General features: G+C 49.3%; 20 protein-coding genes. 14 read left to right on the forward strand and 6 right to left on the reverse strand.

What is annotated here, in order from left to right; all coding sequences use genetic code 11:
* The first annotated feature begins 12 nt into the window (after positions 1 to 12).
* The 11 genes from A1sIIB76_RS01180 (at position 13) to A1sIIB76_RS01230 (ending at position 8,521) form a co-directional block, all read left to right on the forward strand.
* On the forward strand, positions 13 to 1,104 hold the full coding sequence (locus A1sIIB76_RS01180) for an MraY family glycosyltransferase (protein WP_095674428.1): 1,092 nt from the start codon (positions 13 to 15) through the stop codon (positions 1,102 to 1,104).
* Positions 1,085 to 1,513 carry a Cg1360 family ATP-synthase-associated protein gene (locus tag A1sIIB76_RS01185; protein ID WP_095696762.1) on the forward strand — a complete coding sequence of 143 codons (429 nt, stop codon included), beginning with the start codon at positions 1,085 to 1,087 and terminating at the stop codon, positions 1,511 to 1,513. The genes A1sIIB76_RS01180 and A1sIIB76_RS01185 overlap by 20 nt, the downstream gene beginning before the upstream one ends.
* Positions 1,494 to 1,697: a hypothetical protein gene (locus tag A1sIIB76_RS01190; protein ID WP_095684378.1), complete on the forward strand. Its 204-nt coding sequence runs from the start codon at positions 1,494 to 1,496 to the stop codon at positions 1,695 to 1,697. The genes A1sIIB76_RS01185 and A1sIIB76_RS01190 overlap by 20 nt, the downstream gene beginning before the upstream one ends.
* A gap of 92 nt (positions 1,698 to 1,789) precedes the next feature.
* On the forward strand, positions 1,790 to 2,617 hold the full coding sequence (gene atpB / locus A1sIIB76_RS01195) for a F0F1 ATP synthase subunit A (RefSeq protein WP_095684379.1): 828 nt from the start codon (positions 1,790 to 1,792) through the stop codon (positions 2,615 to 2,617).
* A gap of 41 nt (positions 2,618 to 2,658) precedes the next feature.
* On the forward strand, positions 2,659 to 2,862 hold the full coding sequence (gene atpE / locus A1sIIB76_RS01200) for an ATP synthase F0 subunit C (RefSeq protein WP_017954667.1): 204 nt from the start codon (positions 2,659 to 2,661) through the stop codon (positions 2,860 to 2,862).
* 25 nt (positions 2,863 to 2,887) lie between these two features.
* The gene (locus A1sIIB76_RS01205; RefSeq protein ID WP_095674432.1) at positions 2,888 to 3,421 is read left to right on the forward strand and encodes a F0F1 ATP synthase subunit B; all 534 of its coding nucleotides are present in this window, start codon (positions 2,888 to 2,890) and stop codon (positions 3,419 to 3,421) included.
* 6 nt (positions 3,422 to 3,427) lie between these two features.
* Positions 3,428 to 4,261 carry a F0F1 ATP synthase subunit delta gene (locus A1sIIB76_RS01210; protein ID WP_095684380.1) on the forward strand — a complete coding sequence of 278 codons (834 nt, stop codon included), beginning with the start codon at positions 3,428 to 3,430 and terminating at the stop codon, positions 4,259 to 4,261.
* A 17-nt stretch (positions 4,262 to 4,278) separates the two neighbouring features.
* Entirely contained in the window at positions 4,279 to 5,919 is a 1,641-nt protein-coding gene (atpA, locus tag A1sIIB76_RS01215) for a F0F1 ATP synthase subunit alpha (RefSeq protein WP_095696763.1), read from the forward strand.
* Between the two features lie 3 nt (positions 5,920 to 5,922).
* Positions 5,923 to 6,837, forward strand: coding sequence for a F0F1 ATP synthase subunit gamma (locus A1sIIB76_RS01220; RefSeq protein ID WP_095696764.1), 915 nt, complete (start codon positions 5,923 to 5,925; stop codon positions 6,835 to 6,837).
* The gene (atpD, locus tag A1sIIB76_RS01225) at positions 6,837 to 8,255 is read left to right on the forward strand and encodes a F0F1 ATP synthase subunit beta (RefSeq protein ID WP_095674436.1); all 1,419 of its coding nucleotides are present in this window, start codon (positions 6,837 to 6,839) and stop codon (positions 8,253 to 8,255) included. The genes A1sIIB76_RS01220 and atpD overlap by 1 nt, the downstream gene beginning before the upstream one ends.
* Before the next feature lie 14 nt (positions 8,256 to 8,269).
* Positions 8,270 to 8,521, forward strand: coding sequence for a F0F1 ATP synthase subunit epsilon (locus tag A1sIIB76_RS01230; RefSeq protein WP_095674437.1), 252 nt, complete (start codon positions 8,270 to 8,272; stop codon positions 8,519 to 8,521).
* Positions 8,522 to 8,525: 4 nt separating this feature from the next.
* On the opposite strand, the gene murA is transcribed toward A1sIIB76_RS01230, so the two are convergent.
* Complete coding sequence (gene murA, locus A1sIIB76_RS01235) at positions 8,526 to 9,791, reverse strand: UDP-N-acetylglucosamine 1-carboxyvinyltransferase (RefSeq protein WP_095696765.1); 1,266 nt, start codon at positions 9,789 to 9,791, stop codon at positions 8,526 to 8,528.
* A gap of 28 nt (positions 9,792 to 9,819) precedes the next feature.
* On the opposite strand from murA, the gene A1sIIB76_RS01240 reads away from it, so the two are divergent.
* A complete protein-coding gene (locus tag A1sIIB76_RS01240; protein WP_095674439.1) occupies positions 9,820 to 10,392 on the forward strand; it encodes a cob(I)yrinic acid a,c-diamide adenosyltransferase in 573 nt (190 codons plus the stop codon).
* On the opposite strand, the gene A1sIIB76_RS01245 is transcribed toward A1sIIB76_RS01240, so the two are convergent.
* Genes A1sIIB76_RS01245 through A1sIIB76_RS01260 form a run of 4 tightly spaced genes read right to left on the reverse strand, consistent with a single transcriptional unit; the run spans position 10,389 to position 13,049 of the window.
* Positions 10,389 to 10,715 carry a hypothetical protein gene (locus tag A1sIIB76_RS01245; RefSeq protein ID WP_095696766.1) on the reverse strand — a complete coding sequence of 109 codons (327 nt, stop codon included), beginning with the start codon at positions 10,713 to 10,715 and terminating at the stop codon, positions 10,389 to 10,391. The two genes, A1sIIB76_RS01240 and A1sIIB76_RS01245, sit on opposite strands and share 4 nt — an antisense overlap.
* The gene (locus A1sIIB76_RS01250; protein WP_223298779.1) at positions 10,716 to 11,468 is read right to left on the reverse strand and encodes a hypothetical protein; all 753 of its coding nucleotides are present in this window, start codon (positions 11,466 to 11,468) and stop codon (positions 10,716 to 10,718) included.
* Positions 11,411 to 12,202, reverse strand: coding sequence for an ABC transporter permease (locus tag A1sIIB76_RS01255; protein ID WP_095696767.1), 792 nt, complete (start codon positions 12,200 to 12,202; stop codon positions 11,411 to 11,413). Before A1sIIB76_RS01255 ends, A1sIIB76_RS01250 begins: the two co-directional genes overlap by 58 nt.
* Complete coding sequence (locus A1sIIB76_RS01260) at positions 12,195 to 13,049, reverse strand: ABC transporter ATP-binding protein (RefSeq protein ID WP_095674442.1); 855 nt, start codon at positions 13,047 to 13,049, stop codon at positions 12,195 to 12,197. The genes A1sIIB76_RS01255 and A1sIIB76_RS01260 overlap by 8 nt, the downstream gene beginning before the upstream one ends.
* A gap of 47 nt (positions 13,050 to 13,096) precedes the next feature.
* Between A1sIIB76_RS01260 and A1sIIB76_RS01265 the strand changes: the two genes are divergently transcribed.
* On the forward strand, positions 13,097 to 13,414 hold the full coding sequence (locus A1sIIB76_RS01265; RefSeq protein WP_095674443.1) for a hypothetical protein: 318 nt from the start codon (positions 13,097 to 13,099) through the stop codon (positions 13,412 to 13,414).
* A 20-nt stretch (positions 13,415 to 13,434) separates the two neighbouring features.
* Positions 13,435 to 14,145 carry an alpha/beta hydrolase gene (locus A1sIIB76_RS01270; protein ID WP_095696768.1) on the forward strand — a complete coding sequence of 237 codons (711 nt, stop codon included), beginning with the start codon at positions 13,435 to 13,437 and terminating at the stop codon, positions 14,143 to 14,145.
* Here A1sIIB76_RS01270 and A1sIIB76_RS01275 read toward each other — a convergent pair.
* Positions 14,142 to 15,257, reverse strand: coding sequence for an AI-2E family transporter (locus A1sIIB76_RS01275; protein WP_095696769.1), 1,116 nt, complete (start codon positions 15,255 to 15,257; stop codon positions 14,142 to 14,144). The genes A1sIIB76_RS01270 and A1sIIB76_RS01275 overlap by 4 nt on opposite strands.
* Between the last annotated feature and the right edge of the window lie 17 nt (positions 15,258 to 15,274).

Consider the following 15,274-nt stretch of genomic DNA (forward strand, 5'->3'; position numbering starts at 1 on the left):
TAACCCACTGCAATGCGTGAGTACTTAGTAACCCTGCTCTTAGCGGCAGCGCTGTGCTATGTAATCACTCCATTTGTGCGCACCTTGGCAATTAAGGTCGGCGCCGTTGCTCATATTCGTACTCGCGATATTCACACAACTCCAACTCCACGTTGGGGCGGCCTTGCGATGTGGATAGCCATGGCGCTCACCTTTGCCATAGTCAATCATTTATCACTTGTTGGAAAATCTTTCGGTCGTGAAACAGTTGGAATATTCCTGGCCGCCACGCTATTGGTTGCAATTGGATTAGTTGATGATCGCTTTGAACTCGATGCCCTCACCAAATTAGCAGGCCAAGCACTTGCTGCAGGAATATTGCTCCTCTTCGGTATTCAAGTTTTGTGGTTACCAATTAATGGCGTTATCACTTTGCCACCCAGCATTGGTCAATTAGTGACTGTCTTGATAGTCCTGGTAACAATTAATGCAGTCAACTTTATTGATGGGCTAGATGGTTTGGCAGCTGGCATCGTGGCAATTTCAGGGGCCGCTTTCTTTGCCTTCGCCTACCTGCTCGCCGTTGTCTATGGCTTTAATCGCGCAGGTGCACCATCTCTGATTACCGCAGTGATTATTGGTGTCTGTATTGGATTTCTGCCACATAATGCTCATCCAGCCAAGATTTTTATGGGCGATTCCGGCTCGATGTTCCTTGGCTTATTACTTGCCGCTTCTGCAATCACATTAACCGGACAGATTGATCCCAATGCAATCTCTGCCGAGAAGTTAGGGCCCACACTGCTTCCACTCGCTCTTCCCTTTGCAGTCCTTGCTATTCCACTTATTGACCTATTTTCGGCCATCATCCGCAGATTACGTGCAGGTCAATCTCCATTTAGTTCAGATAAAGAGCATATTCATCACCGATTATTGCGTGCTGGAAATTCACATTTGCGCACTGCGCTGATTATGTATGTGTGGACCGCGACTATTGCACTTCCTGTTGTGGTTTCAGCATTTGAACCGCTCTGGGTCTCAGCACTCGTTGCTGGCCTCATGCTGGCATTTGCGATTTACTTCACAAGAAGCGGAGGGCGTAAATATGAGCAAGCAAAAAAGTAATGAAGCGCAGCTACTGCGAGGCGCCCTCGTTCCAACGTTGCTTGTTGGTCTGATTGCAATTGTGGTCTTCACTATTATTCAAGGACTTTCCGGATTTTACGGAGCACTCCTTGCGCAAGCAGTCGTGCTGATTTATTTCTTAGTGCATATCTTCGTTTCCAAAATTTCACGCAATCTTGATCCCATGAGCACCATGGCACTGGCGATGTTCTCCTACTTTGCCAAGTTCTTACTTCTCGGAGCTTTTTTATGGGCGCTGACTACCTACACTGATCGTTCCAGTATCGACCGAACCAGCTTTGGCGTCACTGCTATCGCCCTGACCTTCGCCTGGCTAGGCGGAGAAATCGCCAGTTATTTGAAGTTGAAAACTCATCTACCATTACCCCATGACCAACGAACCAGCTAACCGCCGAGACGAGAACGCTCTCTGGTCAATCTTCGGCTATCTCATATCAGGGCTTCTTTTCTGGGGGGGAGCTGGCTGGGCGGCAGACCATTTTCTTGAGACCACTTACCTGACCCTTGTGGGTCTTTTGGTGGGAGCCGGAGGGGCGCTTTACCTCATCTGGCTGCGATTCGGCCGCGAGTAAGTGAGCCGAAGCATATAAATCCCCAGGCTTTGGATTTCACAGGGAGCCGGTTTTGCCCATAAGGTAAGCCTGCTTTACCGCTTCCCCAGCGAATGGTTACAACCCTTTTAGAGTTTCAAGGAGTGTGTGTGCGCGCGTTTGTTAACTTATACGCAGCTGGTGATGGATTCGTCCCACCAAGCACTAACGACTTCAACCTTCCTCCACTTACTGAATCAATTCCTTGGCTGACTAAGCCCGTTCTACTTGTTTTTCTCTCCGTAATTCTCGTTTCAGTTTTCTTCATTCTCTCTGCCCGCAAAGCGGCAGTAGTTCCTTCGAAGCTGCAATTTGCTGGTGAAAGCATCTACGCCTTTGTCCGTAATGATCTTGCTCGCGATGTTATCGGCCATGAATTCATGCGCTTTGTGCCATACCTATTCACCCTCTTTACCTTTGTACTCACCAACAACATCTTTGGAATCGTTCCATTCTTGCAATTCCCAGCAATGTCTCACGTTGCCTTCCCATACGTGCTTGCAATCTTCTCATTCGGAGTCTTTCACTACGTTGGAATTCGCAAAAAGGGTCTGGGCGCATACCTGAAAGAGATTGCCTTTATGCCAGGTGTTCCTAAGCCGGTTTACATCTTGCTGACACCAATTGAAATTGCCACATTCTTCCTCGTGCGTCCATTGACGCTCTCACTTCGTCTCTTTGCAAATATGTTCGCGGGCCACTTGCTCTTGCTCGTATTCATTATGGGTGGTGACTACATGTTGCATGATTCACATCTGATCATGAAGTTGTTTAGCCCATTCTCATTTGCATTCGGTATTGCCCTTACATTCTTCGAATTTATGGTGCAATGCCTTCAGGCATATATCTTCACCCTGCTTACAGCTCTCTACATCGCCGGCGCCCTTGCCGACGAGCACTAAACGCACCACCTAATGAATAACCAAACGAAAGGTAAGAAAAAATGACAGGCACACTCAACCTGGTCGGTTTTGGCCTATCAGCAATTGGTCCAGCAATTGCAACAGGAATGATCTTCGCTGCTTATATCAACGGCGTAGCTCGTCAGCCAGAAGCACGTAGCGTTCTCCAGCCAATCGCGTTCCTCGGATTCGCACTTGCTGAAGCACTCGCACTCTTCGGTCTCGTACTCGCATTCGTTCTCTAATAACTAAGAAGGATTAGGAAGACTAATGCGCTCAATTAATTTGCTTGCCGGGGGAGAACCACTCAACCCATTAATTCCGCACACCGCTGAATTAATCGTTGGTGCAATTGCCTTCACCCTGCTATTCCTAGTGCTTCGCAAGGCGGTAGTGCCAAAGTTTGAAAAGGCATTTACTGACCGCACCGAAGCAATTCAAGGCGGTTTAGAGCGAGCCGAAAAAGCGCAGGAAGAAGCACAGCGCGCTCTCGTTCAATACAACGAACAACTTTCATCTGCGCAAGGTGAAGCATCACGACTTCGGGAAGAGGCGCGCGTTCAAGGCGCAGCGATTATCGAAGAGCTTCGCACAAAGGCGCAAGAGGAAGCGGCTCGCATCACAGCAGCAGCACATGCATCTATTGAGGCAGAACGTCAGCAAGCAGTGACATCACTTCGTAATGAAGTGGGCGCACTTGCAGTCGAGCTCGCATCAAAGATTGTCGGGGAAGCGCTAGATGACCAGGCCCGTCAATCACGGATCGTGGATCGCTTTATCGAAGACCTCGAGAAGAGTAAGTAAGGAAAAATGAGAATTCACCTCGGAGGAAGTAGCCGTCAATCACTCGTGGTTGCACGCGCCGCACTTGATGCTGCCGTTAAAGGCGCAAGTGCTGCCACTTCATCTGAGCTCTCTTCTCAACTTTTCTTTGCCGCCGACGTTCTGGCTAAAAACACTTCAATTCGCCGTGCCTTTGCAGACCCTGCTCGCGATGCCGCCTCAAAGGGTGCACTCGTGAAAGATCTCTTTGCAAAATCACTCTCAGCGCCAGCGCTAGAAATACTCACAGATGTATCAACACTTCGTTGGTCAGCTGCAGGAGACCTAGTGCATGTACTTGAGCAGCTGGCGATTGAAGCAGAAGCATCAGCTGCAAATGTAAGCAATGAACTCGATCGCGTAGAAGATGAGCTCTTTGAGACATCTGAACTCGTGGTCGATAACTTCGAACTGCGCAAGGCGCTAGTAGGTGCCGGAACAGTGCAAGCAAAGTCAGCTCTTGTCACTGAAATACTTGGCAAGAAAGCATCAGCATCAACTGTGAAGTTAGCAGTTGCGCTGGTATCAAGTCTTCGCGGTCGCAGTATTGAAGCAGCATTTGCTGACTATCTCTTTGGCCTGGCAAATCGTCGCAATCGTTTGATTGCAGTGATTCGGGTAGCAACACAGATAACAGAAGCACAGAAATCACGCCTGGCAACGGCGATTGAAAAGCAGGTTGGGCAACCAATCCGCGTCAACATTGAGGTGGAGCCATCAATTCTTGGTGGAGTCTCAGTGAAGTTTGCAGATGAACTTGTAGATGGAAGCGTTTCACATCGACTTGCAAGTGCAGGACGTGCACTTGCTGGAAATAAATAGGAATAAAGGGGAAACTCATGGCAGAGCTCAAGATCCAACCGAATGAAATTCGGGATGCCTTAGCGAACTTCGTTAAGTCATACGATCCAGGCACCGCGGCTCGTGACGAAGTCGGAACAGTAAGCCAGGCAGGCGATGGAATCGCCCGTGTTGAAGGTCTTCCTTCAACAATGGCAAACGAACTACTTCAGTTCGAGAACGGAACACTAGGACTCGCACTTAACCTCGATGTGCGCGAAATCGGTGTTGTTATCTTGGGCGATTACGCAGGCATTGAAGAAGGAACCTCGGTACGTCGTACAGGTGAAGTTCTCTCTGTTCCTGTCGGTGATGGATTCCTCGGTCGCGTTGTTGACCCACTCGGTCGACCAATCGATGGCAAAGGTGAGATCACTCCTGATGCCCGTCGTGCGCTAGAACTTCAGGCACCATCTGTTGTACAGCGCCAACCTGTTAAGGAGCCAATGGCCACAGGTATTAAGGCAATCGATGCGATGACAGCAATCGGTCGTGGACAGCGTCAGCTCATCATTGGTGACCGTCAGACTGGAAAGACTGCAGTTGCCATCGACACAATTATTAACCAGCGCGAAAACTGGCTGACTGGCGATAAGAAGAAGCAGGTTAAATGCATCTACGTCGCTATCGGTCAGAAGGGTTCAACGATTGCATCCGTTAAGGGCGCACTCGAAGAAGCTGGCGCGATGGAATACACAACAATCGTGGCATCTCCCGCATCAGACCCAGCAGGCTTTAAGTACCTCGCGCCATATACCGGTTCTGCAATTGGTCAGCACTGGATGTATAAAGGTGAGCACGTTCTGATTGTTTTTGATGATCTTTCAAAGCAAGCTGAGGCTTATCGTTCAGTCTCACTTCTACTTCGTCGCCCACCAGGCCGCGAAGCTTACCCAGGCGATGTTTTCTACTTACACTCACGTTTGCTAGAACGTTGCGCAAAGCTTTCCGATGAACTCGGTGGCGGCTCAATGACTGGTCTGCCAATCATTGAAACTAAGGGAAATGACGTTTCCGCGTTTATTCCGACAAACGTAATTTCGATTACTGACGGACAGTGCTTCCTTGAAACAGATCTCTTTAACGCAGGTGTACGCCCAGCGATTAACGTAGGTATCTCAGTTTCTCGCGTGGGTGGTTCAGCTCAGACTAAGGCGATGAAGAAGATCGCTGGTCGTCTACGTCTTGACCTCGCTCAGTTCCGTGAGTTAGAAGCATTCGCTGCTTTCGGTTCAGATCTTGATGCGGCATCAAAGGCTCAGCTTGAGCGCGGTGCACGTATGGTGGAACTACTTAAGCAGGGTCAGTACTCACCATATTCACTCGAGCGTCAGATTGTTTCAATCTGGGCCGGAACTTCCGGTGCGCTAGATGATGTTGCTGTTGCTGATATCCGTCGCTTTGAAGGCGAACTACTCGACTTCATTGGCCGCGAACGTAAAGATATCTTTACCGTGATCTCTGAGACTAAGCAGCTCGAAGATGACACTGTCGCCAAGATGGTCTCTGCAGTTGCTGATTTCAAGAAGCAATTTAAGTCATCAGTAGCTCCAGCACTGAATGAAGCTGCGGCAAAGGCGCTTGAGGGCGAAGCTGCAGAAGCAATCACAAAGCACGTCCCACCGGCGGTGAAGAAGTAACTCATGGGTGCTCAACTTCGCATATATCGCAGACGGATGCGTTCCGTTAAAGCGACCAAAAAGATTACGAAAGCAATGGAGTTAATCTCTGCTTCTCGTATCGTTAAGGCGCAGCAACGTGTAACAGCATCGACTCCGTATGCAAACGAACTCACACGTGCGGTATCTGCAGTTGCTTCATTTTCTTCCACAAATCACCCATTGACGACAGCACACGAAAATCCACGACGAGCAGCGATTTTGATCATCTCGGCCGACCGTGGAATGGCTGGTGCATATTCAACGAATGCAATTAAGGAAGGCGAAAAACTGGCAGCCCTGCTTCGTGAGCGTGGTCTGCAAGTCTCTAACTTCCTGGTCGGTCGCAAGGCTGTGAACTACTACAAGTTCCGTAACCGCGAGATGGCTGGAACGTGGACCGGATTTTCTGATAACCCAACCTATGAAAATGCACGTGAAGTAGCGGACGCGCTGCTTGATGCTTTTCTTGCAGACTCGACTGAGACAAATCTTGGGGTCGATGAAATTCACATCATCTTCACCCAGTTCAGATCTATGTTGACCCAGGAAGCAACTGCCAAGCGCATGATTCCGTTGGAAGTTGTTGAGTCATCAGAGGCGGTTCCAACAGGGTTGCTTCCAATGTATGAATTTGAACCCAATGCCGGAGAAGTTCTTAACGCACTTCTTCCGCGCTATATCCAAGCCCGTATCTTTAACGCGATGTTGCAATCGGCAGCCTCTGAACATGCTGCACGTCGTCGCGCTATGAAATCAGCAACTGACAATGCTGAGGATCTCATCAAGTCACTTACCCGACTTGCGAACGCTGCCCGTCAAGCAGAAATTACCCAAGAAATCAGTGAAATCGTCGGCGGCGCAGATGCGTTGGCCTCAGCTAGTGCAGGGAGCGAATAATGTCAGCAACAGGTAAAGGCCGCGTAGCCCGAGTTATTGGACCGGTGGTGGATATTGAATTCCCCGCAGATTCGATGCCTTCGATCTTCAACGCGCTTCACGTAGAGACCACCATGAGTGGCACTACTCGTACCTTGACCCTCGAAGTAGCGCAGCACATTGGAGATAACCTCGTGCGCGCTATCTCAATGCAACCAACGGATGGAATGGTGCGCGGTGCTGAAGTAACAGACACTGGTTCTGCAATCTCTGTCCCAGTTGGCGATGTCACAAAGGGCCACGTTTTCAACACTCTCGGTGAATCACTTGACGTTCCAACGTCATCACTTGATATCAAGGAGCGTTGGTCAATCCACCGTAACGCACCAGCATTTGATCAGCTCGAGTCAAAGACTGAGATGTTTGAAACTGGTATCAAAGTTATTGACCTTCTCACACCGTATGTAAAGGGTGGAAAGATCGGTCTCTTCGGTGGCGCCGGTGTGGGTAAGACAGTTCTTATCCAGGAAATGATTTATCGCGTAGCAGAAAACTTCGGTGGTGTATCAGTATTCGCCGGTGTTGGTGAGCGTACTCGTGAAGGTAACGACTTGTTCCTAGAAATGACTGAGACGGGCGTTATCAATAAGACAGCCTTGGTCTTCGGTCAGATGGATGAGCCACCTGGCACGCGTCTACGTGTTGCACTCTCTGCTCTTACAATGGCTGAGTACTTCCGCGATGTTCAGAAGCAGGATGTTCTGCTCTTCATCGATAACATCTTCCGCTTTACGCAGGCAGGTTCTGAAGTATCAACACTTCTCGGACGTATGCCATCTGCAGTGGGCTATCAGCCAACTTTGGCCGATGAAATGGGTCAGCTCCAGGAGCGAATCACTTCAACACGTGGTCACTCAATTACATCGATGCAGGCAATTTATGTTCCTGCAGATGACATTACTGACCCAGCTCCACACACAACATTCGCGCACTTAGATGCAACAACAGTGTTGTCTCGTCCGATTTCAGAGCTTGGTATCTACCCAGCTGTGGATCCACTCGATTCATCATCTCGTATCCTTGATCCGCGCTATATCGGTGAGCATCACTTCCGTGTTGCTAACCGCATTAAGCAGATCTTGCAGCGCTATAAGGATCTTCAGGACATCATCGCTATCTTGGGTATCGATGAACTCTCCGAAGATGACCGAGTTCTCGTAGGACGCGCCCGTCGCATCCAGCGCTTCTTGTCACAGAACACATTCGTGGCAAAGGTCTTTACCGGTCTTGACGGTTCATTCGTTCCACTCACAGAGACAATCTCTGCATTCGAAGCACTTGCTGATGGAAAGTACGACCATGTTCCAGAACAAGCATTCTTCATGTGCGGTGGCCTCGATGATGTTGAGCGCAAAGCTGCTGAACTTGCGAAGAACTAAGTAAGGGAAAAATAATGGCTCTTAACGTCGCACTAGTATCGCCAACACAGAAGGTGTGGTCAGGTGAGGCAACATTTGTCTCTGCTCGCACCACAGAAGGAGACCTTGGAGTTCTTCCAGGTCACTCACCTTTGTTTGGCGTACTAGTCGATGGAGCTGTCAGCATTAAGGGCACCGATGGAACAACACAGGAATTCACTGTGAGTGGCGGCTTCTTATCTGTTTCAAATGATCGAGTTTCGATTCTTACTGAGAGCGTTAACTAAAGAACTATTCGCGAGTAACTTTCGCACCCAAGCTCACCAACTGCTCAGCAAAGTTAGGATATCCACGATCAATGTGGAAAGCGCCATCGACTGTTGTTTCACCTTCTGAAACCAACGCTGCCAATACAAGGCCTGCACCTGCGCGGATATCGGTTGCTTCAACTGGGGCGCCAGATAGCTGTGGGATACCATCGATAGAGGCGTGGTGGCCATCTACGGTGATTTGAGCACCTAATCGCACTAGTTCGTTGACGAACATAAAGCGGGATTCAAAGACATTTTCAGTGACAATTGAATGGCCATCTGCAATTGCGTTCATTCCGATAATAAATGGCAGGAGATCTGTTGCAAATCCTGGGTAGGGCAGGGTTGCCACGTCAATTGCTTGTGGTCGTTGATTCATCTGCACGCGAAATCCATCTTTAGTTGAGGTGATGATTGCCCCGGCTGTTGTGAGCTTTTCAAGCATAACTTCCATATGATCGGCGCGACCACCATGAATAGTGATATCACCTTGCGTCATTGCGGCGGCAAAGGCCCACGTTCCAGCGATGATGCGATCGGTAATCGTGGTGTGGTCAGTTGGCTTGAGTTCTTTAACGCCAGTGATAGTAATTGTTGGCGAACCAAGCCCATCAATTTTTGCCCCCATGCCAATCAGGAATTCACCGAGATCGACAAGGTCAGGTTCGCGGGCGGCGTTATCAATAGTTGTCACACCATTTGCTAGAACGGCTGCGGTCATGAGGTTCTCGGTTGCACCCACTGATGGGAAATCTAAATCTATAGAGGTGCCTGAAAGTCCATTCGGAGCCTCGGCAACTATGTAGCCATGTTGGACATGTGCTTTGGCGCCAAGTGATTCAAGACCTTTAATATGAAAATCAAGGCCGCGTGAGCCAATTGCATCCCCGCCAGGAAGTGCAACTTCTGCTCTTCCAACTCGCGCAACAAGTGGGCCGAGCACGTTAATTGATGCTCGCATCTTGCGCACGAGGTCATAATCTGCGCGATGCAATGGAGTAGCTGGAACATCAATCGTGACAGTGTCGGCGGTGTGAACAACGGTGCAACCAAGACGTGTGAGCAAATCAGACATGATCTCCACATCGGCAATATCTGGAACATTGCGGATGGTCGATTTTCCAACGGCTAAAAGCGAAGCAGCCATCAGTTTAAGGACGGAATTCTTGGCTCCTGTGACCGATACTTCACCGACCAGGCGGCTGCCACCGGTGATCCGGAAGCGGTCGTGGGACGAAGATGCCATATCCGAAGTCTACTTATAGGCTAGGCACATGGTTAATTTAACGCGTATTTACACAAAGACCGGCGATGACGGAACTACATCCCTTGGAGATATGAGCCGCACATCAAAAAATGACCCTCGCCTAGAAGCATATGCAACTGTTGATGAAGCAAACTCCACAATCGGTGTTGTGCTCGCAACTGATGAATTAGCCGATGATGTTCGCGCGCTATTGGTGCGAATCCAAAATGATATGTTCGATGTGGGAGCAGACCTCTGCACACCTGTCGTTGACGCACCTGCATTTGAACCACTTCGCGTGCTTGAATCTCAAATTGTCTACCTAGAAGAACAGATTGATAAATACAACGCAGATCTGGAAGCGTTGCGCTCATTTGTATTGCCTTCTGGAACATCTGCTGCGGCTCACCTTCATGTCGCCCGCACAGTGGTGCGTCGCGCAGAGCGTTGCACCTGGGCTGCTATCCACGCATTCGGTGGGGGAGTAAATCCACTCACCGCCAAGTACCTCAACCGTTGTTCGGATTTACTCTTCGTTCTTGCTCGCCATGCAAATAAAGAGATTGGCGATCAGCTCTGGGTTCCTGGAGCAAATCGCTAGTTAAAGCTTTTCAAGTGCGCCCTGGCAGCGCTCTCTTCCTTCGGAAATACAAACAACCGAGGACCTTGCTTTGTCTGCGCAAGTGTCGCCTTAATTCCAACTGCGATTAATTTCTGACGCAGTATTTCGCCTTCAATGTGATTATTTGGCTCTGCGACCGCAACGAGAGTTCCGTATTCATCTTCTGAACCAATCGATGGGCTGCGTTCGACTAGCGACTTACCTTTAGCCGAGGTCCACTTTAAAATGAAAATGAGGAATAAGACAACCGGAAATCCGGCAAGACTCATTAAAAAGAGCTGATTGTTGACGCCACCGAGCATTTACTCGACCACCTTTGTATATGTAGCAGCCGATGCTCCTTCAGGTCGTGGATCTTGATGGCAAATCACTTCAATATTGCTGATGTATTCAAGAGTTTCAATGGGTTCTGGTGAGATTAAGAGAATGGTCTTAATCTCTTTAACTGCGCTAGGCGTTGATATTGTGCGCAAGTCACCAAGTATGACGCCCTCTTTAGATAGGACCTGAGAATTAACTTCCCACCACACGCATCCAGTTTCGGCGGCAACCTGGACTGCGCCACAAACAAATTCGCTGCATGCCTTCACTTGGGAAGCCAGATTGGTCTTTGCCGAGATAACGCTCACCAACTCTTTGCTTGTCGGCACCTTGGCATAGATTCCTGATTCAAACTCAAAGTCCACCGGTGGCCACTTTGGTTTCGGTGACGGAGTAAGCCTTATCTTCTTTCGAGGCTTTGGCTTGGGTTTTGGTTTTGGCTTTGGTTTAGCCGAGACGGTGGGTTTAGCAGTTGTCGTAGATGTCGTTACCGTCGCTTTGGGTGTTGCTGTTGCTTTAGCTGTGGGCTTTGGCTTTGTAGTTGGCTTAGCAGTGGCCTTTGGTGAAGCCTTCACACTCGCCTTGGCTGTCGGCGTTGGTGTTGGCTTCTTAGTTGCAGCGTCGGCACTGGTTGCGGCAAAGGCAAGGCAGAGCGCAAGTACAAGTGCTGACTTTTTCAGTCGCGCTCCCACTTGAAACTGCGAATTGCCCAGATTAATCCCAGTACGAGCCATGCGGTAATAATGGCAAAGGTGCGCCCAGTTTCCCAATTGCCGGCAACTTCACGCGTAGCAAATGAGTCAGGTAAGAAGACTGAACGGGCGCCTTGGGTCATCCATTTGAGTGGAAAGATTGCGGCAACTTGCTGCATCCACTGCGGCAGATCGGTAAAGACAAAGAAGACGCCACTGAAGAATTGCAGAACTATTACAACGGGGGAGACGACGGCAGATGCACCACGGCCAGATTTAGGAACATTGGAGAATGCAATTCCCAGCACCGTTGAACATGCACTGCCAAGAATTAGTAGAGCAGCTAAGAGCAACCATTTATCAGCGCTCTGCGGCAGGTTAACGCCAAAGAAGGCAACGCCAGCAGCCAATAAGAGCGCTACTTGCACCAGCATGCTGACAGTGACAAGGATGGCTTTTCCAAGGAAGTAACTACTTGCTGGCATCGGAGTTCCACGTAGTCGCTTGAGCGTTCCAAAGTCGCGCTCCATCGGAATCATGATTGCTAGTTGCTGAAAACCCGTATTAACAAGTCCTGATGCAATCATTCCCGCCACAAAATATTGACTAAAGGTAACACCGTCGGCGATCGTGTTAGAAAATACTGATCCAAAGATGGCAAGCAAGATGAGTGGGAATAACATGGTGAAGACAACTGATTCACGCTGTCGCATAAATTGTTTAATCTCTAACTTGCCTCGCTGCATACCAATGGAGAGCGCGGTGGGCTTATTCATCGTGACCACCAATCATTTCCAGGTAGATATCTTCTAGTGATGCTCGCTTAATGCTCAGCTCTGGAATTTCTCCACCAAATTGGGCCGCTAGCTCCGTGACGCGTTCAGTGGGGTTGGCACTCTTCTCACTGCGCACTTGTGCACCATCTCGCCAGGAAATAGTGGCAAGTGATGTTGCGCGCCCGCCAAGTTCTGCAGGTGGTGCGATTTCAACAATCCGTCCCTTGATAATGACTGCCACCCGATCTGCCAGTGCTTCTGCTTCATCAAGGTAGTGAGTGGTAAGAACGATGGTGGCGCCTTCATCGCGCAAGGTGCGAATCAAATTCCAGAATGCTCTACGCGCTTCCGGATCAAAACCTGTAGTGGGCTCATCTAAAAAGATTAGTTCCGGACTACCAATAATTCCCAGTGCGACATCTAGGCGACGTCGCTGCCCACCAGAAAGTGTGCGACCTAAAGCATCAGATTTCTCTGTGAGTCCCACTAATTCAATTACCTCGCGGGCATCTTTCGGATTCTTGTAATAAGTGGCAAAGTGCGAGACGGACTCATAGACAGTTAAGTCGCCGGCATCTTGAGTTGATTGAAGAACAATGCCGATGCGATCACGCCATCCTTGTCCGGCGCTGCCTTTAGTTGCTGGGTCAAAACCGAGAACTTTCACATCACCGGAATCGCGATCACGAAATCCCTCGAGTATCTCCACCGTCGTGGTCTTGCCAGCGCCATTAGGCCCAAGAAGTGCGAAGATTTCGCCCTGTTCGATTTCAAGGTCAAGCCCATCGACTGCCTGCGTCTGGCCATATTTCTTATGGAGCTGGGAAACGCTGATGACCTTGCTCATAGTGTCATCTTCTCACTTTGTGGGGCAAAGTGCGAGAAAATGAAGCCATGAGCCCACGTAAGAACTACCCGAAGAATCGTCGGCCGAAGAATAACGATGAAGACCGTGAGATTAATCCTTCCAATCAAAGTTTCGAAGAAGATGAAAATGGTTTATGGACTGTTCGTAAATTAACCGGTTCATCTGCAAATAAACCATATCGCTGCCCTGGTTGTGATCAACTGATCCCGATGGCAACGCCACATACCGTTGCCTGGCTAGATGGCGAAGAAGATAATCGCAGGCATTGGCATAATGCCTGCTGGAGTAAGCGAAATAATCGTGGCCCGCGCACTGAACGCACGCGCAATGCGCCCCGTTACTAAGTCGAAGTAGACTCACACCAATGTCCGAGCCAATCCGCCCCAGCACCGTGCTTGCCGCAACGCGCACGCCATTTACTGTGCTTACCGCTGATGGCCAAACACTTGTAGGAGAAGTTGCTACTCCGATTTCTAATCCAACAACTGCAATTTTATGTTGCCACCCCAACCCAACGGGTGGCGGAATGATGGATAGCCACATCTATAAAAAGGCTGCTAACCGATTACCTACAATGGCTGGAGTTACAGTCGTGCGCTTTAACACTCGTGGAACAAGTAGTGAAGCTGGGACAAGCACGGGTAGTTATGACAATGGACGCGCAGAAAAATACGATGTGGAAGCGATGATTGCATACTGCTTTGACACTCTTGGCATCAAAGAGTTATGGGTTATTGGGTGGTCATTTGGAACCAGTATTGCAATTAGCCATGCCCGTGATGTGCGCGTGAAGGGCTTGATACTGCTGAGCCCCACCTTGCTCGAGATTGTGGATAGCGATCTTGAATTTTGGGCTGCTGATGGCAGACCAGTAGTTGCACTGATTCCCGAGCATGATGATTACTTAAAGCCAGGGCAAGCACGAAGGCGCTTTAGCGTGATCCCGCAAACCAAGCTGATCGCTGTTGATGGCGCTAAACACCTATGGGTAGGTGAACCATTTGTGCATAGAGTCTTAAGTGAAATCGTTGCGGTCATTGCCCCGCAGCGATTACCCCTACCTACTGAGATTTAAGACTTTTCTGCGCGAGGGATAACTACTTCTTCCAGAATTAAGATTATGGAAGCGGCAATTGGTACTGCAAGTAGCCCGCCAACAAGTCCAAGAAGTGATGTACCAATGAGGGCGGCGATGATTGTTACCGCACCTGGCAGGTTCAGGGTCCGCTTCATGATTTTAGGAGTGAGAATGTAATTCTCAATCTGCACGTAAATGATGTATCCGAGGAAGGCTGCAATACCTATTGTCACTGATTGTGTGAGGGCAAGTACGGTGAAGATTGCAGCTCCGATGAAGTGTCCAATAAGTGGCACCAGCCCGCAGACAAAGATAATGATTCCGATTGCCACAGGCGAAGGAAGACCCAGGATTACTCCGAATATCGTTAAAAAGATCGCAGCCAAGGAAGAGATTAAAACCTGACTTCCAACAAATGCTCCCACGCGAGCGATAATTGCATCGGTGAGCAGTGCCACCCGCGGGCGACGACTGGCCGGAACTAGTTTAAGGCCGAGCCCAGTCATCTGATTAAGTGATGTGATGAAGTAAAGCGTAAGCACCAAAATTGTCAGTGCAGTAAAGGTGCCAGAAAGAACAGTCTTTCCAACGCCAACGACTCCACCGAAGGCAGAGAACAAGAGCGTGCCATCGGAAGTGACCGAGCTCAATCTTTTTTCTAGGGTATCGATGATCCCGTAGTTTTCATTGATATTTGCGATTGCTGGGTTATCTTTTAATTGGCTAAGCAGTGATGGCGCTATCTCAATCAGGTTCGTGCCTTGCGAAATAAGCGGAGGAACAATAAGTGCGCCAAAAAGAACGACTGCGATTAGCACCGATACAAAGATTATGGCAACGGCTGAAATACGTGAGAGGCCGCGCTTGCGAATAGCCTCAACTGCTGGGTTTAGACCCATGGCTAAGAAGAGGGCAACGATGATAAGTACAAATACCTGACTTGCACTTGCAAGTGCCCGCATTAAAACAAATGCACTTAAGGCACCTACTGTTGCGACAAATCCGAAATAAAATGGATGAGCGCGGTCCACCGGCGCTCCAGCTGCACCAAAATCTTGTGAAGTTGGTGAATCTTTGACTTTTCGCTTCATTCGCTCTGAAATTGCCATGCTTTATTGTAAAGCGT

It is taken from the genome of Candidatus Planktophila versatilis (genome assembly GCF_002288265.1).
Lineage (GTDB): Bacteria > Actinomycetota > Actinomycetes > Nanopelagicales > Nanopelagicaceae > Planktophila > Planktophila versatilis.